Below are 18,638 nucleotides of genomic sequence, written 5' to 3' on the forward strand. Positions count from 1 at the left end.
AAACCTAAATTATTAACGAAATAATCTAAAGAAATATGCTGAAAAGATTGCATTTACTTCTGGCTTTGTTCATCCTGACGGTGAACGCTGCCATGGCACAGATTACTACCTCTGGAATCAGCGGTAAGATTACATCTGATGGCGAGAACGTCATCGGAGCTACTGTTACTGCTACTCACCAACCTTCCGGTACCGTATATCGTGCCGTTACTAATATCGATGGACGATATACCATCCAGGGTATGCGACCAGGTGGTCCTTACAAGGTAGACATCTCCTATATCGGCTACAAGGACAAGGTGATCAAAAACCTCAACCTGAGCCTCGGTGAAACAGAGAATATCTCATGCTCGCTCCAGGAGGATGCCCACCAGCTCCAGGAAGTGGTGGTTTCCGGTAAGGCGGGTCTTGCTGCTTCCCGTACAGGTGCTGCTACCAGTATGACGGCAGAGCAGATCAACAACATGCCTAGCATTACTCACGGTATTGCTGACGTGGCTCGATTGAACCCACAGCTCACTGTTACCAATTCCGGCAATATGTCGTTCGCTGGTGTCAACAACCGATACAACAACTTCATGATTGATGGTGCGGCAAACAATGACGTCTTCGGTCTGGCATCCAGTGGTAACAACGGTGGTCAGGCTGGTGCTCAGCCGGTATCTATGGAGACTATTGAGCAGATTCAGGTTTCCGTGGCTCCTTTCGATGTGCGCCAGAGCGGATTCACCGGAGGTGCCATCAACGCCATCACCAAGAGCGGTACCAACCAGTTCCACGGTTCGGCTTACTACTATGGCTACAACCAGGACCTCATCGGTACCAAGTATCCTTACCTTGATGGCACGGGTTATGCGCCAAAGTATCAGAAGCAGACCCAGTATAACATGGGTGTCACCCTCGGTGGACCAATCATCAAGAACAAGCTCTTCTTCTTCGCCAACTATGAGCGCACCAACAAGGAATATCCTAATCTCTATGGTGTAGACTCCGGCAATTCCAAGGTGAATACCGAGCAGGCAAAGGATATTCTGACCATGCTCCAGAAGATAGCTGAAAAGCAGGGAGTCAACTTCAACGATTACTACAGTAACCAGGACATCTACACCAAGAGCGATAAGGCTGGATTGAAACTCGACTGGAACATCAACGAGTTCAATAAGTTTGCCATCCGCTGGAGCCTGGTCAAGGCTGAGCAGTTGAGTGGTGGCGGCAGTGCCAGCAGCTTGAACTCATACGGTTACAGCTATCCGTTCAAGAGCAATACCAACTCCTTCATCGCTGAGCTTCAGAGCCGATTCTCTCCAAGTGTGAGCAATGAGGCACGTGTCAGCTTCGTAAGAGTGCGCGATAGCCGTGACATCAAGGCTCATCTACCGATGATTTCCATCACGGGCGTTGGTAGCGGTACTGTCAATATCGGTACTGAGCGAAACTCCCAGGCTAACTACCTGGATCAGGACATCTGGACCTTAGAGGACAACCTGACATGGCTCCGTGGCAACCATACTTTCATCTTCGGTACCCATAACGAGTTCTACCATTTCAAGAATATGTTCATCTCGGATAAGTTCGGCTCCTATACCTTCAAGGGATACGACAGCTTCAAGGCTTATTACGATGACTACATGGCTGGACAGCTGGACCCTAACAAGGCTTACATGAACCAGTACCGTTATGGTCAGGCTAACACCGATGTTACCGGCGACCCTAACTGGGCTTCTGAGTTCTCATCTGGTCAGTTCGGTTTCTATGCACAGGACAAGTGGAATGCAAGCAACAACTTCACCTTGACCTACGGACTGCGTCTGGATATTCCTGTATTCTTCGATACTCCAGTGGAGAATCCGGAGTTCAACGCCTTGTCAGAGAAGATGGGGTGGGGATTGAAGACCAACGATAAGCTTAGCTTCTCGCCAATGCTCTCGCCTCGTGTAGGTTTCCGCTGGGACATCAACAACGACCGTAAGTTCATCCTCCGTGGTGGAGCGGGTGTCTTTACCGGTAGAATCCCATTCGTTTGGGTAAGCAACAACTACTCGGGTACAGGTCTGCAGCTCTCTTCTTACGATAGCAACAACTCTTCTACCAAGGGATTGGAACTCATCCTTGACCCAACCAAGCAGAATGCCAATGCTGATAAGATGAAGGCGAGTGCCGGCAACCAGGATGTGGCTGTATGCGACAAGAACTTCAAGTTCGCTCAGAACCTCCGTCTCAACCTCGGTTTCGACTTCGAGGCTTTGGGTATCGACTGGACTGCTGAGGCTATCTACTCCAAGACTTTGAACGATATCATCTATAAGAATCTCGCTCAGGAGCAGAGTGGTCAGACCTTCTCACAGAAGTACGGATATGAGTGGGACAACCGTCCGCTCTATCAGAGTGTGGTGAAGGGTACTCCTATCGCCGGTGTCTATGCCCTCGGAAATACATCCAAGGGTTATACCGTAAACCTCTCGCTCAAGGCTGAGAAGCATTTCAACTTCGGTCTCGACCTGATGGCAAGCTATACCTGGACCCGTTCACGCAGTGCTGCCAACGGTGGTTCTTCTGTAGCAAAGAGTAGCTGGACCTACCAGTATACCCATCGTGACTGCAACGATCTGGAGGTGGGCAACTCTGCCTACAATGTGCCTCATCGCATCCAGGCTTCTGCTTACTACCACATCAAGTACGGTCATCAGAAGCAGTGGCAGACCACTCTCGGTGTCATCTACCAGGGTAAGAGCGGTTCTCCTTATACCTATTATTATTATGGAGACGTAAACGAAGACGGATCTAAGGGTAATGACCTCTTCTACATCCCAACCGATGCACAGATTGACAAGATGCGTTTCGAGGAGACCAAGTACAACAAGAATACCTTCACCAACCGTATGTTTGGCGACAATCATGGTGATAAGCTTACCGAGGAAATGCAGCGCGAGATGCTGAAGAAGTGGATTGCTGACGATTCTTATCTCAGCAAGCATCGTGGAGAATACTACGAGCGTTATGCTGACAATCTGGCTTTCGAGCATCACTTCGATGTTCACTTCGGTCAGAAGTTCAGCTTCAAGGTGGCTGGTCAGATCAATTCCATCGAGCTGACCTTCGATATCCTCAATGTAGGCAACCTCCTGAACAAGGATTGGGGTCATACCTACGGTGACGGTTTCGGTACCTATTTCTCACCTGTCAACTATCAGGGTGGTGGTGTTTACCAGTTCACCGGTGCCTATGCCTACAAGAGCTATAGCGATTACTACAGTCGCTGGCGTGGTCAGGTAGGTTTGAAGTACACCTTCTAATCTCTGCCATTTTATTCAAACTCCATAGAGTCCCTAGTGTCGCCAAATGCGATACTAGGGCTTTTCGTTAATATAAGGCAAGTTTATAATAGTTGATAAAAAACGAAAAGAGGGTGTATCATGAATTTATGATGCACCCTCTTTTATTCGTATATTAAAGATATATTGTCGGAAAAGACAGGATATATTTCTAAGTTATTTAGTATCTCCGGCCGCACAACAGCTGTTGTGCGCTTGCATAACAGCTGATATGCGCTCGCACAACAGCTGATGTGCATGCGTTGCCCAACTGTTATGCACCAACTTTTCTTCCTTCTCTATATGAACAAATCCTTCTTCGGCATATCTGCCATGAACTGCTTGCGGAGCTTCTCAAAGAATGCCATGGTGTCGTTGCTGAAGCCGTGACCCTTCCAGGTGGAGGTGTTGGTGATGAGAATCCAGCACTGACCATCGGGGTACTTCAGGACAATGGCAGAGGTGCCGGCAAGAGAACCGGTACGAATCCACGGACGATTGCTCTTTGGGGTGTAGTTCCAACCGATGGAATACTGATGGTCGGGCTGCTCGGTGGTCATAAACTGGATGCTCTTCTGGCTGAGAATGTCCTTGACATGAGGCAGACCGTCGATGCTGGCGATGAGACGGCTCAGTTCGGCTGCTGAACCACACCATGCTCCGGCACCAGAGAGGCGAGGAAGGTCGGTATCGCCATAACACTTTTCTACCATTCTGCCACTGTTGTTGTATTCATATACCGGGATGCTGCCCTGGTGCATGTAATATTTCGTCTCGTTAGGACGGCGGTCCTTGTAGTAGGTGCCGGCAATATGCATGTCGTAGCATCCGGCAGGCTGGAGCACGTACTTCTGCATGAAGTTCTCGTACTTCATTCTGCTCTTCTTCTCGATAATCATCGAGAGAATCATGTAGCCCAGATTGCTGTAGCATTTGCCCTCGCCCGGCGTATAACCCAGATGGCGCTTCAGGAGAATCTTGAGCAGGGTCTTATGGTCTGGAGGCGTGGTGAGGCGGTTCTGCATCATGATGTAGCGGGTAGAGGATACCGGGTCGCCGGCATAGTTGTTGAAACCTGCCTGATGGCGCAGCAGCTGTTCTACGGTGATGTTGTAGTAGCGCTGGTCCTTGATACTGTTATTGTAGGTGGTATCGTTCAGGATTCCCTTCGGTCCGAATACCTTCTCGTTCATCTTGAGCTTCTTCATCTCCTGCAGTTTCATGATGCCTACAGCAGTGATAAGCTTTGATACAGAGGCGAAGCGCATCAGCATGTTCGGTTCCATTCGGATGCCCCTCTCCTTGTCTGCCCATCCGAAACCGCGGGCATAGAGCAGGGAGTCGTTGCGGGTGATGACGAGCTGTGCACCGTTGATTTCCCATCGCTTGAGGTATCTCTCCACGAGCGAATCCATCTTGTGATATTCCTTTCCCTCGGTGAGGGCATTGCTGATGGAATCGTTGATATGCACCTTGGGGAGCGTATCCTTTGCCTTCTCCTTATCCGAAGATGAGGTGCAGCGCGATACGCAACTATGTGTAGACCATGCGACGATGGCCGTGAATGTGAGCAATATGATAGCTATTCTTTTCTTTCTGAGTCTTCTTGCCATATTTATTGATGATGTTTTTTACAGTTTACGGCTTGCAAAGATACTGCAATCTGATGAAACGGCAAAAAAAATAAAGTTAAACATCTACAAACATGAACGGTTAAGCAGATTTTTATGTATCTTTGCACCGTAGAAATACTTGAACAGGTAAATGAAAAAGATTATTAAAAGGATATTCAGATCCTTCTTATATATAATAGGTATGGCAGGGCTTGCTCTCTTGCCCGACATCTGGCTCTGGCATCTGGGAGTGAGCGGGTGGCCTTTGGCGCTAGCCATTCTATGGTGGGTGCCTTCCTTGCTGCTTCTGCTAGCAGAGGTAGGGCTGCAGATGGGCTTCTTTCATAAGCTCTCCGTCCGCATCCTCTTCACTACGATTCTGTTTTCGGTGATGCCCAAGGTGGTGTTCATCCTCTTCGATTTCATGATGCCGTGGTTCTTTGCCCTCCTTCCGGCGCTGGCGCTGATGGGATGGTTTGCCTTCGGATTCATTGAGGGCTGGAAGCGGTTGGAGATACGGTACGTAACCTATGAATCGCCCGACCTTCCACCTTACTTTGACGGTTACCGTCTGTTGCATTTCACTGATTTTCATCTGGGTTCTTTCCCGAAGGATAGTGACTTCGTACAGAAGGTGGTGGATGCAGCCAATAATGAGGAACCGGACATGATGCTCTTTACGGGCGATCTGGTGAACAATGATGCCAGGGAGGTGGAGCCTTATCTGGAAACGCTGAAACAGCTGCATGCCCACGATGGCATCTTCTCGGTATGGGGAAACCATGATTACTGCGAGTATGGCAACAATCATACGATAGCAGGACTGAGAAACAACTGGAAGCTGCTCTATAACTATCAATGCCAGTTGGGGTGGCATCAGTTGATGAACGATCATTTCACCGTGAGTCATGGTATGGCTTCCATCGATATCATCGGTGTGGAGAATGCGGGGCAGCCTCCTTTCAGTAACCGCAGCAAGTTGCCGAAGGCGATGAAGGGACTGAAGAAGGAAGGGTTCAAGATACTGCTGACCCATGATCCGCATCACTGGCGCAGAGAGGTATGGGACAGACCTGTCCAGCTGACACTGGCAGGACATACACATGCAGGACAGTTGCAGATAGGCAAGTGGACACCAGCCCGCATGGCATTCAAGGAGTGGGGTGGTGTTTATCGCAAAGGCAGTCAGATGCTGAACGTTTCATCGGGTATTGGCGGCTCCTTCCCGTTCCGATTGGGAGCATGGCCAGAAATGACTGTAATAACGTTAAAAAGAACTTTAAAATGACCTCATGTTGTTAATTATTTTTAAATACTCTCTTAAAACATTAGGTTTTAAATAAATATCTGCTGAAATTTTTGCTGATACGAACAAAAATAGTATCTTTGCACTAGTTTTCGCATATATTTGGGCAAATGGGGGGTGTCGAGACGACTGTACTCCATTTGTTTTTTTATGCCTCCCCAAATATCCCTTTTCTCCTCTCTTTATTTCCAGTGAAATGGAAGAGTATTCAGCATGAATACTAATCATAAAGTTCCAAGTTTCAAGTTCAAAGTAAAAAGTTCCAAGTAAAATGAAGATTCCAGTAGAAGAACAATATAAATTCGTGAAGTTATCGCTTCCTGATGGTAGCAAGGCTGAAGGTCATGATGTGTTGCTGCATGCCTGCTGTGCGCCTTGTTCGTCAGCGATTGTAGAGTGTATGCTTCGCAACGGCATGAAGCCGACGGTATATTTCAGCAACAGTAACATTTATCCCTTACAGGAGTTTGAAATTCGCAAGCACGAGCTGATGCGCTTCCTGGAAGCGCAGGGGGTTCCGTATGTGGAGGATGAGTATGATCATGAGGAATGGTTGGCTACCATCAAGGGGTTGGAGCTGGAGCCTGAAAGGGGAAGCCGTTGCTCGATGTGTTTCCGGTATCGTTTGACGCATGCGGCTAGGTATGCTCAGGAGCATGGCTTTCATCTGCTTACTACTACCTTGGCTTCTTCCCGGTGGAAGAATATCCAGCAGATAGATGCAGCCGGACATCTCGCCGTAGAAGGTTGTCCGGATGTAGAGTGGTGGGATATGAATTGGAGAAAGGGCGGTTTGCAGAATCGCCGTGGAGAATTATTGAAAGAGAATGAATTCTACAACCAATTGTATTGCGGTTGTGAATTCAGCATGAGATAAAGTGTTTTTCTGCGCAGGGATTTTAGGCACGGACTACACAGATTACACGGATTAATGACATTCATGATAAATCCGTGTAATCTGTGTAATCCGTGCCTTTTCTATATTCTAGGCTAGATGCCTATTTAAGAAAGGCCTGTGATTTCACCGTTAACCACATCGATACGCTCAGCCTGTGGGCTCTTTGGCAAACCTGGCATACGCATGATAGGACCGGCGATGACTACGATCATTTCAGCACCCATGTTCAGGGTGATGTCGCGAACGTGGAGTTCGAAGCCTTCTGTTGGACCGTAAGCCTTAGCATCGGTAGAGAAGCTGTATTGGGTCTTGGCAATACAGATAGGGAACTTCTCTGCACCCAACTTCTTGATCTCGTCAATCATAGCCTTTGCAGAATCGCTCATGGTTACGCTGCCGGCACCATAGAGATTGAACGCAACCTTCTCAATCTTCTCTTCTACAGAATCTTCGTCAGCATAAGTGAAATAGAGAGGAGCAGATGGACGCTCATCGATGGTCTTTACTACGAGTTCTGCCAATTCCATCGCACCCTTGCCACCTTCGGCGAAGGCACTGTTGACAGCGAATCCGCAACCCATCTCCTCACAGTGCTTGCGCAATACCTCAATCTCCTCGTCGGTATCAGTAGCAAACTTGTTGAAGGCGATGACAACGGTCTGACCAAAGCTCTGAAGGTTCTTCACGTGCTTGTCGAGGTTCCAGTAACCAGCTTCCATTCCTGCAACGTTAGGCTGCTTGATATCTTCCAGAGCTACGCCACCGTGCATCTTCAATGCCTGGAGAGTAACAACAAGAACGGTAAGGTCTGGCTGCAAACCAGTCTTGCGGCACTTGATGTTGTAGAACTTCTCTGCGCCGAGATCTGCACCGAATCCTGCCTCAGTGATGGCATAGTCGCCATACTCGAGAGCTGCTGCTGTAGCCATCACAGAGTTACAGCCATGAGCGATGTTGGCGAAAGGACCGCAGTGAACGAAAGCAGGAGTTCCCTCTGTGGTCTGAACCAGGTTTGGCTTCAGGGCATCGAGGAGGAGGGCAACAATACTGCCACCTACACCCATATCCTTGACGGTGAATGGCTTGTCATCCTCAGTGATGCCGAGGAGAATATTGTCGATGCGACGGCGGAGGTCGTCTACACTTGTTGCAAAACACATGATAGCCATGATTTCAGAAGCAGGAGTGATATCGAATCCTGCCTCTGTCTCGATGCCGTTCTTATCGCCGATACCGGTGATGATGCGACGGAGACCACGGTCGTTGACGTCCATTACTCGGCGCCAGAGAATCTTCTTGAGCTTGAATCCCTCTGCCTCGTGCTGGAAACGGTAGTTGTCCAGGAGGGCAGCAATCATGTTGTTGGCCTCTGTGATGGCATGGAAGTCGCCAGTGAAATGGAGGTTGATCTTATCCATAGGCAATACCTGTGCATAACCGCCACCGGCAGCACCACCCTTCATGCCGAAGCAAGGACCGAGAGAAGGCTCGCGCAATGCAACAACTGCCTTCTTGCCAATCTTCTGCATACCGAGGGCGAGACCCACGGATACGGTGGTCTTTCCATTACCAGCCTTGGTAGGACTGATAGCGGTAACGAGGATAAGATGATGGTTCTTAAACTTGTTTCTGTCAATTTTGTCCGTAGTAATCTTAGCGATGTAACGGCCGTAGTTTTCTACTTGGTCTTCATGGATTCCAAGTTCTGCTGCCACTTCTTTGATAGGGCGCAATTTTACTGATTTAGCTATTTCAATATCTGTCAACATAAAAAATGTATTTGTATTTTGCTGCAAAGGTACGCAAAAGTATTCACATAATGGCAAATCAATGTATAAAAAAACAAAAAGTGGGGGAGAAGGAGTTTATTATATACTAAAAAAGGAGTTTTAATATAAACGAAAAAAGAGGCAGATTCACATCTACCTCTTTTTTACAATCTAACTAACTTTCTATTCTCCAATAGAAATACTACATTTTAAACTATATGTGTTAATTTTCCACAGTCAGCCTGTGGCTGACCAAACCTATGAACTTATCTTTTTATTTTCTAACGTAGAGCTTAAAGCCCTTGACGCTGCCCGGTGCACCCTGCTCGGCACGTGGCAAGTACTCGAAAGCTGAAATGGTAACCTCCTTACCCATATCCACGATTCCCAGATGTGGGAAGTTGGCGCCCTTCTCGGTCTGCCAATAGGTGCTCTCCTGGAGGTCGAACATCTTGTCGAGAGTTGAGTTACCCTTCTCGCTGTCTGCGTAGTAAGCCACCCAGTTGTTGCGGTCGATGCGGTTGCCCTGTGCATCCTGGAGATAAAACTCGGCGATGGCAATCTGGCTGTCACCACTCTGGCTGCTCTCTGCCTGGATGGCGAAGTAGCGACCGGTTACAGGCTTGTCGAGCTTGATGGTCTGCCAGCCGTTACCAGCCTTGAACTCGCCCTTCAATACAGGAGTCTCTGAATTGAGATCCATGCGATGACCTGGCTCGTTGTGCTTGTTGCTCTTTTCGAGATTCAGCTTGTCGAGCTCCGGATGATCCTGGCAGAAGGCGGTAGGAGCCACGGTAGAACCTGGCTTGCCTGCTTCACCCTTAGGACCTACAACGTCGAGAACAATCACCTCGTTCTTGCCCTTCTTCAACCAGCAACCCGGGAGATAGAGGGTCTGCTGAGGACCAATCTGCCAGAAGCGGCCGAGGGCATGACCGTTTACGTAAACCTGACCTTTGCCGAATGCCTCCATATTAATAAAGGTGTCGCCCACCTTCTTCAGGTTGAAGTAGCCGCGATAGTAACCCGCCTTGGTCAGGAGACCACGCATCTTGTTGGTTGGCATGGCGAGTGCATTCACAGCTGTCTGGTAATCATCAGCGATGGTGCTGTTGTTCCATCGGGTAGGGGTGAGGGCAAGTTCGCAATCCTCCTTCTGAGTAGTGAGGGTTACGTTGCCGATGATACCCTTGTAGTCTTTGATGGCACGACCGAAGTTGATTCTTCCCATACCTTCTACCACGATGGTGAGCTGAGCACCCTGTGGCATGGCTGGCAATTCGAGTGATTTCTCGTTCTTTACACGGTCTATCTTGCCAACATATTTTCCGTTCACATATACCTGGGCAAAGTCGTGGAACTCGCCGGTCAGGGTTGATGTACTTTCGATGGCTGGAACGGTAGTCTCGTAAACCATGGTGCCCCATCCCATGTCCATATCCTCGAAGCATTGAGGAGCATGGGTTTCCTTCGCCTTTCCGATACCGTAGCTCAATGGCTTGTATTCGGTAAACTTGAATTCTGGCACCTTGATGATCTGCATCGGAGCCTTAGGCACGGCTGGCAACTTCTTGCCGTCGTTGTATTTCGCCATCATCTTCTGCAGTTCGTAGAACTTAGGAGTAGCCAATCCCCATTCGTTGATAGGGGCATCGTAATCGTAGCTGGTTACGTCTGGCTGGAAACCAGGCGAGTTGGCACCTGCCCAATGGCCGAAGCTGGTTCCGCCGTGGGTCATATAGAGAGAGAAGCTGATGCCTTTGCTCAGCATCTCGTCCATTCCTTCTACCATATCCTTGGCAGGACGGGTTTCGTGGCGTGCTCCCCACTTGTCGAACCAGCCGCTCCAGAACTCAGAGCACATCTTTGGGGCGTTAGGACGAACCTCGCCAAGACGCTTGAACTGCTGGTCGATGTTGGCACCTGTACCGAAGTTCATGGTCCAGGTAAGGTCATCGAGACCATTGTTCAGGAAGTTGGATGACCAGTCGCACTGGAAGAGGCTCACCTTGTCGAAGCCACTCTTGCGAACGATGTCACGGATAGCACTTACGTATGGCTTGTCCTTTCCGTAAGAACCATATTCATTCTCCACCTGAACCATGATGATAGGGCCACCATTCTGGATAGTGAGTGGAGCCAGCTGCTTGCCTACTTCCTTTTCGAATATTTCGACACGCTGCATGAAGTAAGGGTCCTGCTCACGAAGCCGGATGTCCTTCTTCTTGAGGAGCCACCAAGGCAGACCGCCCATTTCCCATTCAGCACAAACGTATGGACCCGGGCGAACGATGACATACATGCCGTTCTTCTGGGCGAGGCGGCAGAAAGCAGCCACATCGTTGTTGCCTGTGAAGTCGAATTTGCCTTCCTCCTGCTCATGGATATTCCAGAACACATAGAGGCAGACGGTATTCATGCCAAGAGCCTTGCACATCTTGATGCGATGCTCCCAGTAGGCACGAGGAATACGAGGGTAGTGCAACTCGGCAGCCTTAACCACGAAAGGTTTGCCATTGAGAAGGAATGTCTTGTCGCCGGTAGTGAAGGTGCCACCTTTCTGTGCAGCCATCATCTGAGCCGGTGCCAGTGCCAATAGCGAGGCAAAGGCTAATGTCTTGATTGTATGATTCCAATTCATGTTCATGTATTGTTATTCTATGATGATCTTTACATTGTTATTTGTTTCATTTCGACTGCAAAGGTATGCATTATTTATCAAACAGAAGGGTATAAAATATTATTTAATGGGGACAAATCGATAAAACCCCCTTATTTGCTCATTTTTCCCAGTCATTTGAATGAACATTTGTTACCTTTGCACATTCAATATCTTTTGTGCAGAAACTGTACTCATAAATGATGATTTTTAGTGTAAAGAGGATAAAATCTTTGTGATTTCTGCTTGGATTTCGTTTTTTTGTAGTACCTTTGCATCGAAATTATCGATAGCCGGATTTTATATAATATATAAAAGGTATAAGGATTCAGCTGATAACAAGAAACAGTGTGTACAAAATATATAATTAATTATTAACTTATTAAGGATATCAAAATGATGAAAACAGAATGGAGAGGTTTCAAGGGAAACTTGTGGCAGAGTGAGGTGAATCTTCGCGATTTCATCCAGCACAACTATACTAGCTACGATGGCGACGAGTCGTTCCTGGCAGAACCTACTCAGGCTACCAATACCCTTTGGGGTATGTTGAAGGAGCTCCAGAAGGAAGAGCGTGCCAAGGGTGGTGTGCTCGATATGGAGACCGAGGTGGTTTCAGGATTGACAGCTTATGGTGCTGCCTACATCGGCGAGGGTACTAAGGAGTTGGAGAAGGTGGTTGGTCTGCAGACCGACAAGCCTTTGAAGCGTGCCTTCATGCCATACGGTGGTATCAAGATGGCAGAGCAGGCTTGTACTACATACGGCTACCAGCCATCAGAGAAGTTGCACGAGATTTTCCACAAGTATTGCAAAACTCACAATGACGGCGTGTTTGATGCTTATACACCTGAGATGAAACTCGTGCGCCATAACCACATCCTCACTGGTCTGCCTGATACATACGGTCGTGGCCGTATCGTAGGTGACTACCGTCGTGTTGCTCTTTATGGTATCGATTTCCTTATCAAGGAGAAGCAGAACGACCTCGCTAACATGGGCGACCGTGAGATGATCGACGACGTTATCCGTCTTCGTGAAGAGGTTGCTATGCAGATCAAGGCGCTCAAGGGCTTGAAGGAGATGGCTCAGTTGTATGGTTACGACATCTCTCAGCCTGCTAAGAACGCTCGTGAGGCTGTTCAGTGGTTGTACTTCGGTTACCTCGGAGCAGTGAAGACTCAGAATGGTGCTGCGATGTCTGTAGGTCGTATCTCTACCTTCCTCGATATCTATATCCAGCGCGACTTGAACGAGGGTACTCTTACTGAGGATGAGGCTCAGGAGCTCATCGACCACTTGGTCATGAAGTTCCGTATGGTGAAGTTCGCCCGTATCCCTTCTTACAACGAGCTCTTCACTGGTGACCCAGTATGGGCTACTCTCGAAGTAGGTGGTATGGGTCAGGATGGCCGCTCAATGGTTACCAAGAACGACTTCCGTTTCCTCCACACATTGGAGAACATGGGTCCTTCACCAGAGCCAAACTTGACCGTACTCTATAGCTCTCGCTTGCCAAAGGCATTCAAGCACTACGCTTCTCTGATTTCTGTCAAGACAAGCTCTATCCAGTATGAGAACGACGATGTAATGCGCCCAGTTTGGGGTGACGACTATAGCATCTGCTGCTGTGTATCTGCTACACAGACAGGTAAGGAAATGCAGTTCTTCGGAGCCCGTGCCAACTTGGCTAAGTGCTTGACCTACGCAGTTTCTGGCGGTGTTGACTCAAAGACACGCGAGCAGTGCGGTCCTAAGTATCGCGCCGTAGAGGGTGATGTATTGACATACGAGGAGTTCATGCCACGTTTCATGGATATGATGGACTGGTTGGCTGGCGTTTATGTGAAGACATTGAACCTCATCCACTACATGCACGACAAGTACTTCTACGAGGCAGCAGAGTTGGCGCTCATCGACACAGATGTTCGTCGTACTTTCGCTACAGGTATCGCGGGTTTCAGCCACGTAGTTGACTCTATCTCTGCTATCAAGTATGCCAAGGTTAACATCATCCGTGATGAGACCGGTTTCCCTCTCAGCTTCAAGACCGAGGGTGACTTCCCACGTTATGGTAACGATGATGAGCGTGCTGATGAGATTGCAGTATGGTTGCTCAAGACCTTTATGAACATGATCAAGAAGCATCATACATACCGCAATTCTGAGCCAACTACATCTATCCTGACTATCACATCAAATGTAGTATACGGTAAGTACACCAGCAACATGCCTGATGGTCGTCCAGCCGGTGCTCCTTTGGCTCCAGGTGCCAACCCATCTTACGGTGCAGAGAAGAACGGTCTTTTGGCCTCATTGAACTCTGTAGCTAAGTTGCCATACGAGTATGCTCTCGATGGTATCTCTAATACTCAGACCATCAGTCCAGGTGCTCTCGGTCACAACGATGAGGAGCGTGCCCAGACATTGGTAGGTGTATTGGATGGTTACTTCAACCAGGGTTCTCACCACCTGAACGTGAACGTATTCGGAATCGACAAGCTCAAGGATGCGATGGAGCACCCAGAGAAGGAAGAATACCAGAACTTCACCATCCGTGTAAGTGGTTACGCTGTTAAGTTCATCGACTTGACACGCGAGCAGCAGCTCGACGTAATCGCTCGTCAGGCTCACGAGAGACTCTAAGGAAGTGAAGAATGAAGAGGGAAGATTGAAGAATCCTCTTGTCTCTTTGTAACATATAGATTGCCCGCTAGATTTTCTTTCCGAGGATATTTAGCGGGCAATTTAGCTTATTTAACTGCAAATTTAAACTTGGTATTGAAAAAAGTGCTATCTTTGCGGTATGAAATTGAATATAGAACAAAAAACAACTCTTTGGAGTGAAGGAGGAAAGTTTTGCCTGGATTTAGCCAAACTGATATTTGGTGGTATCATCTTGGCAAGTATTATGAAAAAGGATATAGATACAGGGAAACTTTTAGTATTTGGTGCTCTAATAACAATGTTTCTAGCTGTATGTGGATTCTTTTTAATATTAATGTCTAAAGATAAAAATAAGAAAGGAAAATAAATATGGAACTATTGGTATTTATGGGATTTTTTGCTTTGCTTGCAGGTGGGTTTACCCTATGGGCATATATTGATTATCGTAAAATGCAGGCTTAAGTGGGCTTCTTGTTTTTAATCATTTCTAAAAAGATAAAATAATTATGGATTTAGTTGATTTTTTGGGTGTCGTCACTGCTCTTATAGTCGTTCCTGGGCTTGCTTTTATTCTTTGGGATAATTACCAAGAGAGGAAAGCTGCATGAAGGGTTTTGTTCACAGCATAGAGAGCTTTGGTTCTGTTGATGGACCAGGCATCAGATTTTTGATCTTTCTGCAGGGTTGTCCCATGCGCTGCCAGTTCTGCCACAATCCGGATTCCTGGAAGACGGGGGTAGGAGAAGAGTGGACTGCCGATGACCTGCTGGACAAGGCAGAGCGATTCAAGAGTTATTGGGGAGATAATGGAGGAATTACCGTGAGCGGTGGCGAGGCATTGATGCAGATAGACTTTCTCATCGAACTCTTCGAGAAAGCCCATCAGCGTGGCATCAATACCTGTCTTGATACCTCGGCTCAACCCTTTCATAGAGAAGGGAAAAACTTCGAGAAATTTGAGCGTCTGATGACCGTCACTGATACTGTTCTTCTTGATATCAAGCATATCAATGATGAAGAGCATCGTAAACTCACGCTTCATTCCAATAAGAATATACTGGATTGTGCCCGCTATCTGAGCGAAATCTACAAGCCGGTATGGATTCGTCACGTCCTCATTCCAGGTATCACCGACAAGGATGAATACCTGGAAGAATTGCGCGACTTCCTCTCTACGCTCTCTAATATAGAGCGTATTGATGTATTGCCTTATCATACGATGGGCATCTACAAGTATGAAAAATTGGGTATATCTTACCCGTTGTCAGGGATAGAACCTCCTACAAGTGACCGTGTGGCTCATGCCAACGACATCTTGCAGAAGGCTATATCTTAATTTCTGCTGAGATTCCTGAGATGAGATTCTATTGAACTGGTGAGTCGGGCTTTGATCACCGGTTTGGTGATATAGTCGTTGACTCCCAGTTCATAGCATTCATCGATGTTGTCCTTGTTGTTTAACAGGGAGACAACGATGATGACCATCTCGTTCTTACTATATTTTTTTCTGACGTGATCTATCACGTCCCATCCATTCACACGAGGCATCATCAAGTCTAGCAAGATGATGTCTGGTGTGCATGAATCAATGATGTCGATGGCTTCCTGACCACCTTCTGCAATTTTCACATCCAGGTCAAAATCCTTGATCATTTCTCCGAGAGTCTGGATATTCTCAGGGATATCGTCAACGATCAGCACTTTATATTTGTTCATAATCATTTACTTTTTCTTTGGATTTTCTTTTATTGTACAGTTAGGTCTTGGACGTCGCTGCTCTAAGCTTTTCTTGCCTTGTGTACTCCGTATATGTCGCACATGAAGCCTTTGGCTGAGAGCAACTTGTTCATATTGATGTTATCGAATATCTTGTGATGTGTACCTATCACCACGATATCGTAGACTTTATCCAGTACTTTAGCGTCATCCTCTACATGGATGCCGTATTCATTCTTCACTTCCTCTTTGTCTACCAGCGGGTCGTAAAGGGTAGTTTTGTATCCTGTTCCCACCAGGTTGATGTAGAGGTCAGCCACCTTGGTGTTTCTGATGTCATCGCTGTCAGGCTTGAACGAGAAGCCCAGGATGAGCACCTTGGTCTCTGGAGCCTTGAACTTTCTGAAGTCGCATGCACTCTTGATCTTGCCTGCCATCCAGACCGCCATCTGCTCGTTCACTTCGCGTGCCGTAGAGAGGAGCGAAGGAACCACGTCCACCTCCTGTGCCTTGTTGATGAGATAGTACGGATCTACAGCGATACAGTGACCGCCAACAAGTCCTGGGATAGCAGGAACGAAGTTCCATTTTGTGCTGGCTGCTTCCGTCACATCCTTGATGCTGATGTTCATCTTGTCGAAGATTTTTTCCATCTCGTTGAAGAATGCTATCTGAACATCTCGCTGGCAGTTCTCCATCAGCTTGCAGGCTTCGGCTATTTTGATGCTCTTCGCCTTGTGAGTGCCATGTGTGAGAACCGAGCTGTAGAGGTTGTCGATGATTTCTGCCGCTTCGGGTGTAGAACCACTGGTCACCTTTACGATGTTCTCTATGGTGTGGACGGTATCTCCCGGGTTGATTCTTTCAGGTGAGAAACCTACGAAGAAGTTATCGTTCAGCTTGAGTCCCGATGTTGATGCCAGCAACGGAGCGCATACTTCTTCTGTCAGTCCGGGATAGACTGTAGATTCATATACCACGATGTCTCCCGGTTTCAGGATTTTGCCTACTGCTGTAGTTGCATTTCTGACACAGCTGATATCAGGTTTGTTCGACTTGTTTACCGGTGTCGGTACAGCTATGATGTATACATTGCAGCCTTTCAAGTCGCTGATGTCACAGGTCAGCTTTAGTCCCCTTTCGAGAGCTTTAGAAAGCATTCTGTCTTCCGCTCCCTGTTTCCTGGCTAATTTAGCTACCTTGGCAGCATTGATGTCGTAACCCCAAGTATCGTATTTCTTTGAGAATAAGCATGCAAGCGGTGTACCTACATAGCCTAGTCCAATCACGCCTATCTTAAACTCAAAAGATTTGTTATTCATATACTATATATATTAAATTTGTATTATTGTTTATTCATTCTTTACATTCCCTCCAGCTGAGCGTATCGGGAAGTTTTCTCCGGATTCCATGCATCGGCATACGAGCGATGGAAGAAGAGTTCCTGCAGATGGGCTGAAAGTCGTGCGATACGCAGGAAGTAACCTGTATACGGCGACATCAGCGGCAAGAATCGGTAGAGGAACATTTCCTCTTTTCTTCTCTCTGTCACCATCATCACCAGCAGGAAGGCGAATTGGGAGAAGCATACTCGGATGAAGTAGCCCAGCGCCAATATCTCTACGATGTGGTTATTGAAGGTGATGGCGAGTTTCACGATATACCACAACCACAGGAAGTTGAGGAAGCAGTCGTACGTTACGCTCTCCATGTTGGAGATCCAGTTCAATATAGACCAGTTCTTGGTTGGCAGCAGGATGTCGCGGTGTTTGCGCAAGCGGAATCTTACGAGCGAACGCGACCATCTGATACGCTGGTGATACAGTTTATACCATTGCGTCGGCACGTTGGTCATGCAGATGGCATCTTCTGCGAATTTCACCTTGTATCCTGCCTTTCTTATCTTTTGTGTGAGGTCACCATCCAGTCCTGGTCCGATGTCCCAGAATCCTACCTCTTTCAGTGTTGCTCTATCAAAGGCGCCGAAGGCACCCGATATGATGTGGTAGATGCCCAGCTCGCTCGTCACGATTCGTCCCACCTGTATGCGTTTCAGGTATTCGAACGCCTGCAGCGATGAGCAGATAGTGTCCTTGTTGTTGCGTACCTTCACGCATCCGCCCACACCCTTTACCATACCGTCGATGTAGAAGGGGAGGAGAATCTTCTCCAGCGCATCACGGTCCAGTGATGAGTCGGCATCCAGGCAGACGATGTATTTTCCTTTAGCCATCTGTGCACCATAGTTGCTTGCCGCAGCCTTACCTCCTCGGTCTTCCAGTCTCAGATAATGGGTGATGTAACCAGCCCGATAGAGGTCGGTGCATATCAGTTTGGTGTAGTCATCGCTGCCGTCGTCTACCACTATGATTTCATAGTTTCTGTAGGTCTGTTCGGCGAGCGAGTTCACCATCTTGAATATATGGCTTCCCTCATTCTTTCCCGGTACGAGTATCGAAACGAGCGGATTCTCTCTGTAGAGATAGAATCTTGCCACTTCCTTTTCCTTTTCTATTTTGTTCTTATTGGTCAGTCGGTTGAATATTACCAGATATTCCAGCAGGTAATATCTCGGCATCTCAATGAAGAACAGAAACCAGTAGGTACTCAGGATGCTGCTCAGTGAGAGTGTACTCAACCAGTCCATGAAGTGGTTCAGAGTTTCTACGATTTCAAACATACCTACTCATCTCCTTTCT

13 protein-coding genes are annotated in these 18,638 nt (G+C 47.6%); 6 read left to right on the plus strand and 7 right to left on the minus strand.

Features of this window, described 5'->3' with window-relative positions; all coding sequences use genetic code 11:
* The first annotated feature begins 35 nt into the window (after positions 1 to 35).
* The gene (locus tag ACTQ16_RS03465) at positions 36 to 3,293 is read left to right on the plus strand and encodes a TonB-dependent receptor (RefSeq protein WP_441936123.1); all 3,258 of its coding nucleotides are present in this window, start codon (positions 36 to 38) and stop codon (positions 3,291 to 3,293) included.
* A 317-nt stretch (positions 3,294 to 3,610) separates the two neighbouring features.
* Here the strand turns inward: ACTQ16_RS03465 and ACTQ16_RS03470 are convergent, their stop codons facing one another.
* A complete protein-coding gene (locus tag ACTQ16_RS03470; protein WP_441936125.1) occupies positions 3,611 to 4,924 on the minus strand; it encodes a serine hydrolase domain-containing protein in 1,314 nt (437 codons plus the stop codon).
* A 202-nt stretch (positions 4,925 to 5,126) separates the two neighbouring features.
* On the opposite strand from ACTQ16_RS03470, the gene ACTQ16_RS03475 reads away from it, so the two are divergent.
* Positions 5,127 to 6,212 carry a metallophosphoesterase gene (locus ACTQ16_RS03475; RefSeq protein ID WP_295346843.1) on the plus strand — a complete coding sequence of 362 codons (1,086 nt, stop codon included), beginning with the start codon at positions 5,127 to 5,129 and terminating at the stop codon, positions 6,210 to 6,212.
* Here ACTQ16_RS03475 and ACTQ16_RS03480 read toward each other — a convergent pair.
* Positions 6,204 to 6,458, minus strand: coding sequence for a hypothetical protein (locus ACTQ16_RS03480; RefSeq protein ID WP_294967948.1), 255 nt, complete (start codon positions 6,456 to 6,458; stop codon positions 6,204 to 6,206). The genes ACTQ16_RS03475 and ACTQ16_RS03480 overlap by 9 nt on opposite strands.
* 43 nt (positions 6,459 to 6,501) lie before the next feature.
* Between ACTQ16_RS03480 and ACTQ16_RS03485 the strand changes: the two genes are divergently transcribed.
* Positions 6,502 to 7,107, plus strand: coding sequence for an epoxyqueuosine reductase QueH (locus tag ACTQ16_RS03485; protein ID WP_295346844.1), 606 nt, complete (start codon positions 6,502 to 6,504; stop codon positions 7,105 to 7,107).
* A 125-nt stretch (positions 7,108 to 7,232) separates the two neighbouring features.
* Here the strand turns inward: ACTQ16_RS03485 and ACTQ16_RS03490 are convergent, their stop codons facing one another.
* Positions 7,233 to 8,897: a formate--tetrahydrofolate ligase gene (locus tag ACTQ16_RS03490; RefSeq protein ID WP_441936127.1), complete on the minus strand. Its 1,665-nt coding sequence runs from the start codon at positions 8,895 to 8,897 to the stop codon at positions 7,233 to 7,235.
* Between the two features lie 274 nt (positions 8,898 to 9,171).
* Positions 9,172 to 11,538 (minus strand): beta-galactosidase, encoded by a 2,367-nt coding sequence (locus tag ACTQ16_RS03495; protein WP_441936129.1) that lies wholly within the window; start codon positions 11,536 to 11,538, stop codon positions 9,172 to 9,174.
* A gap of 417 nt (positions 11,539 to 11,955) precedes the next feature.
* Here ACTQ16_RS03495 and pflB point away from each other — a divergent pair, with 417 nt between their 5' ends.
* From pflB to pflA, 3 genes are all read left to right on the plus strand, one after another.
* Entirely contained in the window at positions 11,956 to 14,202 is a 2,247-nt protein-coding gene (gene pflB, locus ACTQ16_RS03500) for a formate C-acetyltransferase (RefSeq protein WP_294968030.1), read from the plus strand.
* A 160-nt stretch (positions 14,203 to 14,362) separates the two neighbouring features.
* On the plus strand, positions 14,363 to 14,590 hold the full coding sequence (locus ACTQ16_RS03505; RefSeq protein WP_294967957.1) for a DUF6722 family protein: 228 nt from the start codon (positions 14,363 to 14,365) through the stop codon (positions 14,588 to 14,590).
* Between the two features lie 237 nt (positions 14,591 to 14,827).
* Positions 14,828 to 15,559 carry a pyruvate formate-lyase-activating protein gene (gene pflA / locus ACTQ16_RS03510; protein WP_441936131.1) on the plus strand — a complete coding sequence of 244 codons (732 nt, stop codon included), beginning with the start codon at positions 14,828 to 14,830 and terminating at the stop codon, positions 15,557 to 15,559.
* Here the strand turns inward: pflA and ACTQ16_RS03515 are convergent.
* The 3 genes from ACTQ16_RS03515 to ACTQ16_RS03525 all read right to left on the minus strand — a co-directional run bounded on the left by ACTQ16_RS03515 (position 15,556) and on the right by ACTQ16_RS03525 (position 18,619).
* Positions 15,556 to 15,939 (minus strand): response regulator, encoded by a 384-nt coding sequence (locus tag ACTQ16_RS03515; RefSeq protein ID WP_295346848.1) that lies wholly within the window; start codon positions 15,937 to 15,939, stop codon positions 15,556 to 15,558. The two genes, pflA and ACTQ16_RS03515, sit on opposite strands and share 4 nt — an antisense overlap.
* A 62-nt stretch (positions 15,940 to 16,001) precedes the next feature.
* Positions 16,002 to 17,261 carry a nucleotide sugar dehydrogenase gene (locus ACTQ16_RS03520; protein WP_295346849.1) on the minus strand — a complete coding sequence of 420 codons (1,260 nt, stop codon included), beginning with the start codon at positions 17,259 to 17,261 and terminating at the stop codon, positions 16,002 to 16,004.
* Positions 17,262 to 17,302: 41 nt separating this feature from the next.
* A complete protein-coding gene (locus tag ACTQ16_RS03525) occupies positions 17,303 to 18,619 on the minus strand; it encodes a glycosyltransferase family 2 protein (protein WP_294967965.1) in 1,317 nt (438 codons plus the stop codon).
* Positions 18,620 to 18,638: the final 19 nt, after the last annotated feature.

Source organism: Prevotella sp. LCP21S3_D2 (assembly GCF_052118345.1).
GTDB lineage: Bacteria > Bacteroidota > Bacteroidia > Bacteroidales > Bacteroidaceae > Prevotella.

Bases quoted from the DNA above. Each gene is read 5' to 3' on its own strand.
- ACTQ16_RS03475 (WP_295346843.1), top strand. From the start codon at position 5,127: ATGGCAGGGCTTGCTCTCTTGCCCGACATCTGGCTCTGGCATCTGGGA.
- pflA (WP_441936131.1), top strand. From the start codon at position 14,828: ATGAAGGGTTTTGTTCACAGCATAGAGAGCTTTGGTTCTGTTGATGGA.
- ACTQ16_RS03505 (WP_294967957.1), top strand. From the start codon at position 14,363: ATGAAATTGAATATAGAACAAAAAACAACTCTTTGGAGTGAAGGAGGA.
- ACTQ16_RS03495 (WP_441936129.1), bottom strand. From the start codon at position 11,538: ATGAATTGGAATCATACAATCAAGACATTAGCCTTTGCCTCGCTATTG.
- pflB (WP_294968030.1), top strand. From the start codon at position 11,956: ATGAAAACAGAATGGAGAGGTTTCAAGGGAAACTTGTGGCAGAGTGAG.
- ACTQ16_RS03520 (WP_295346849.1), bottom strand. From the start codon at position 17,261: ATGAATAACAAATCTTTTGAGTTTAAGATAGGCGTGATTGGACTAGGC.
- ACTQ16_RS03480 (WP_294967948.1), bottom strand. From the start codon at position 6,458: ATGATTAGTATTCATGCTGAATACTCTTCCATTTCACTGGAAATAAAG.
- ACTQ16_RS03490 (WP_441936127.1), bottom strand. From the start codon at position 8,897: ATGTTGACAGATATTGAAATAGCTAAATCAGTAAAATTGCGCCCTATC.
- ACTQ16_RS03470 (WP_441936125.1), bottom strand. From the start codon at position 4,924: ATGGCAAGAAGACTCAGAAAGAAAAGAATAGCTATCATATTGCTCACA.
- ACTQ16_RS03515 (WP_295346848.1), bottom strand. From the start codon at position 15,939: ATGAACAAATATAAAGTGCTGATCGTTGACGATATCCCTGAGAATATC.
- ACTQ16_RS03525 (WP_294967965.1), bottom strand. From the start codon at position 18,619: ATGTTTGAAATCGTAGAAACTCTGAACCACTTCATGGACTGGTTGAGT.
- ACTQ16_RS03465 (WP_441936123.1), top strand. From the start codon at position 36: ATGCTGAAAAGATTGCATTTACTTCTGGCTTTGTTCATCCTGACGGTG.
- ACTQ16_RS03485 (WP_295346844.1), top strand. From the start codon at position 6,502: ATGAAGATTCCAGTAGAAGAACAATATAAATTCGTGAAGTTATCGCTT.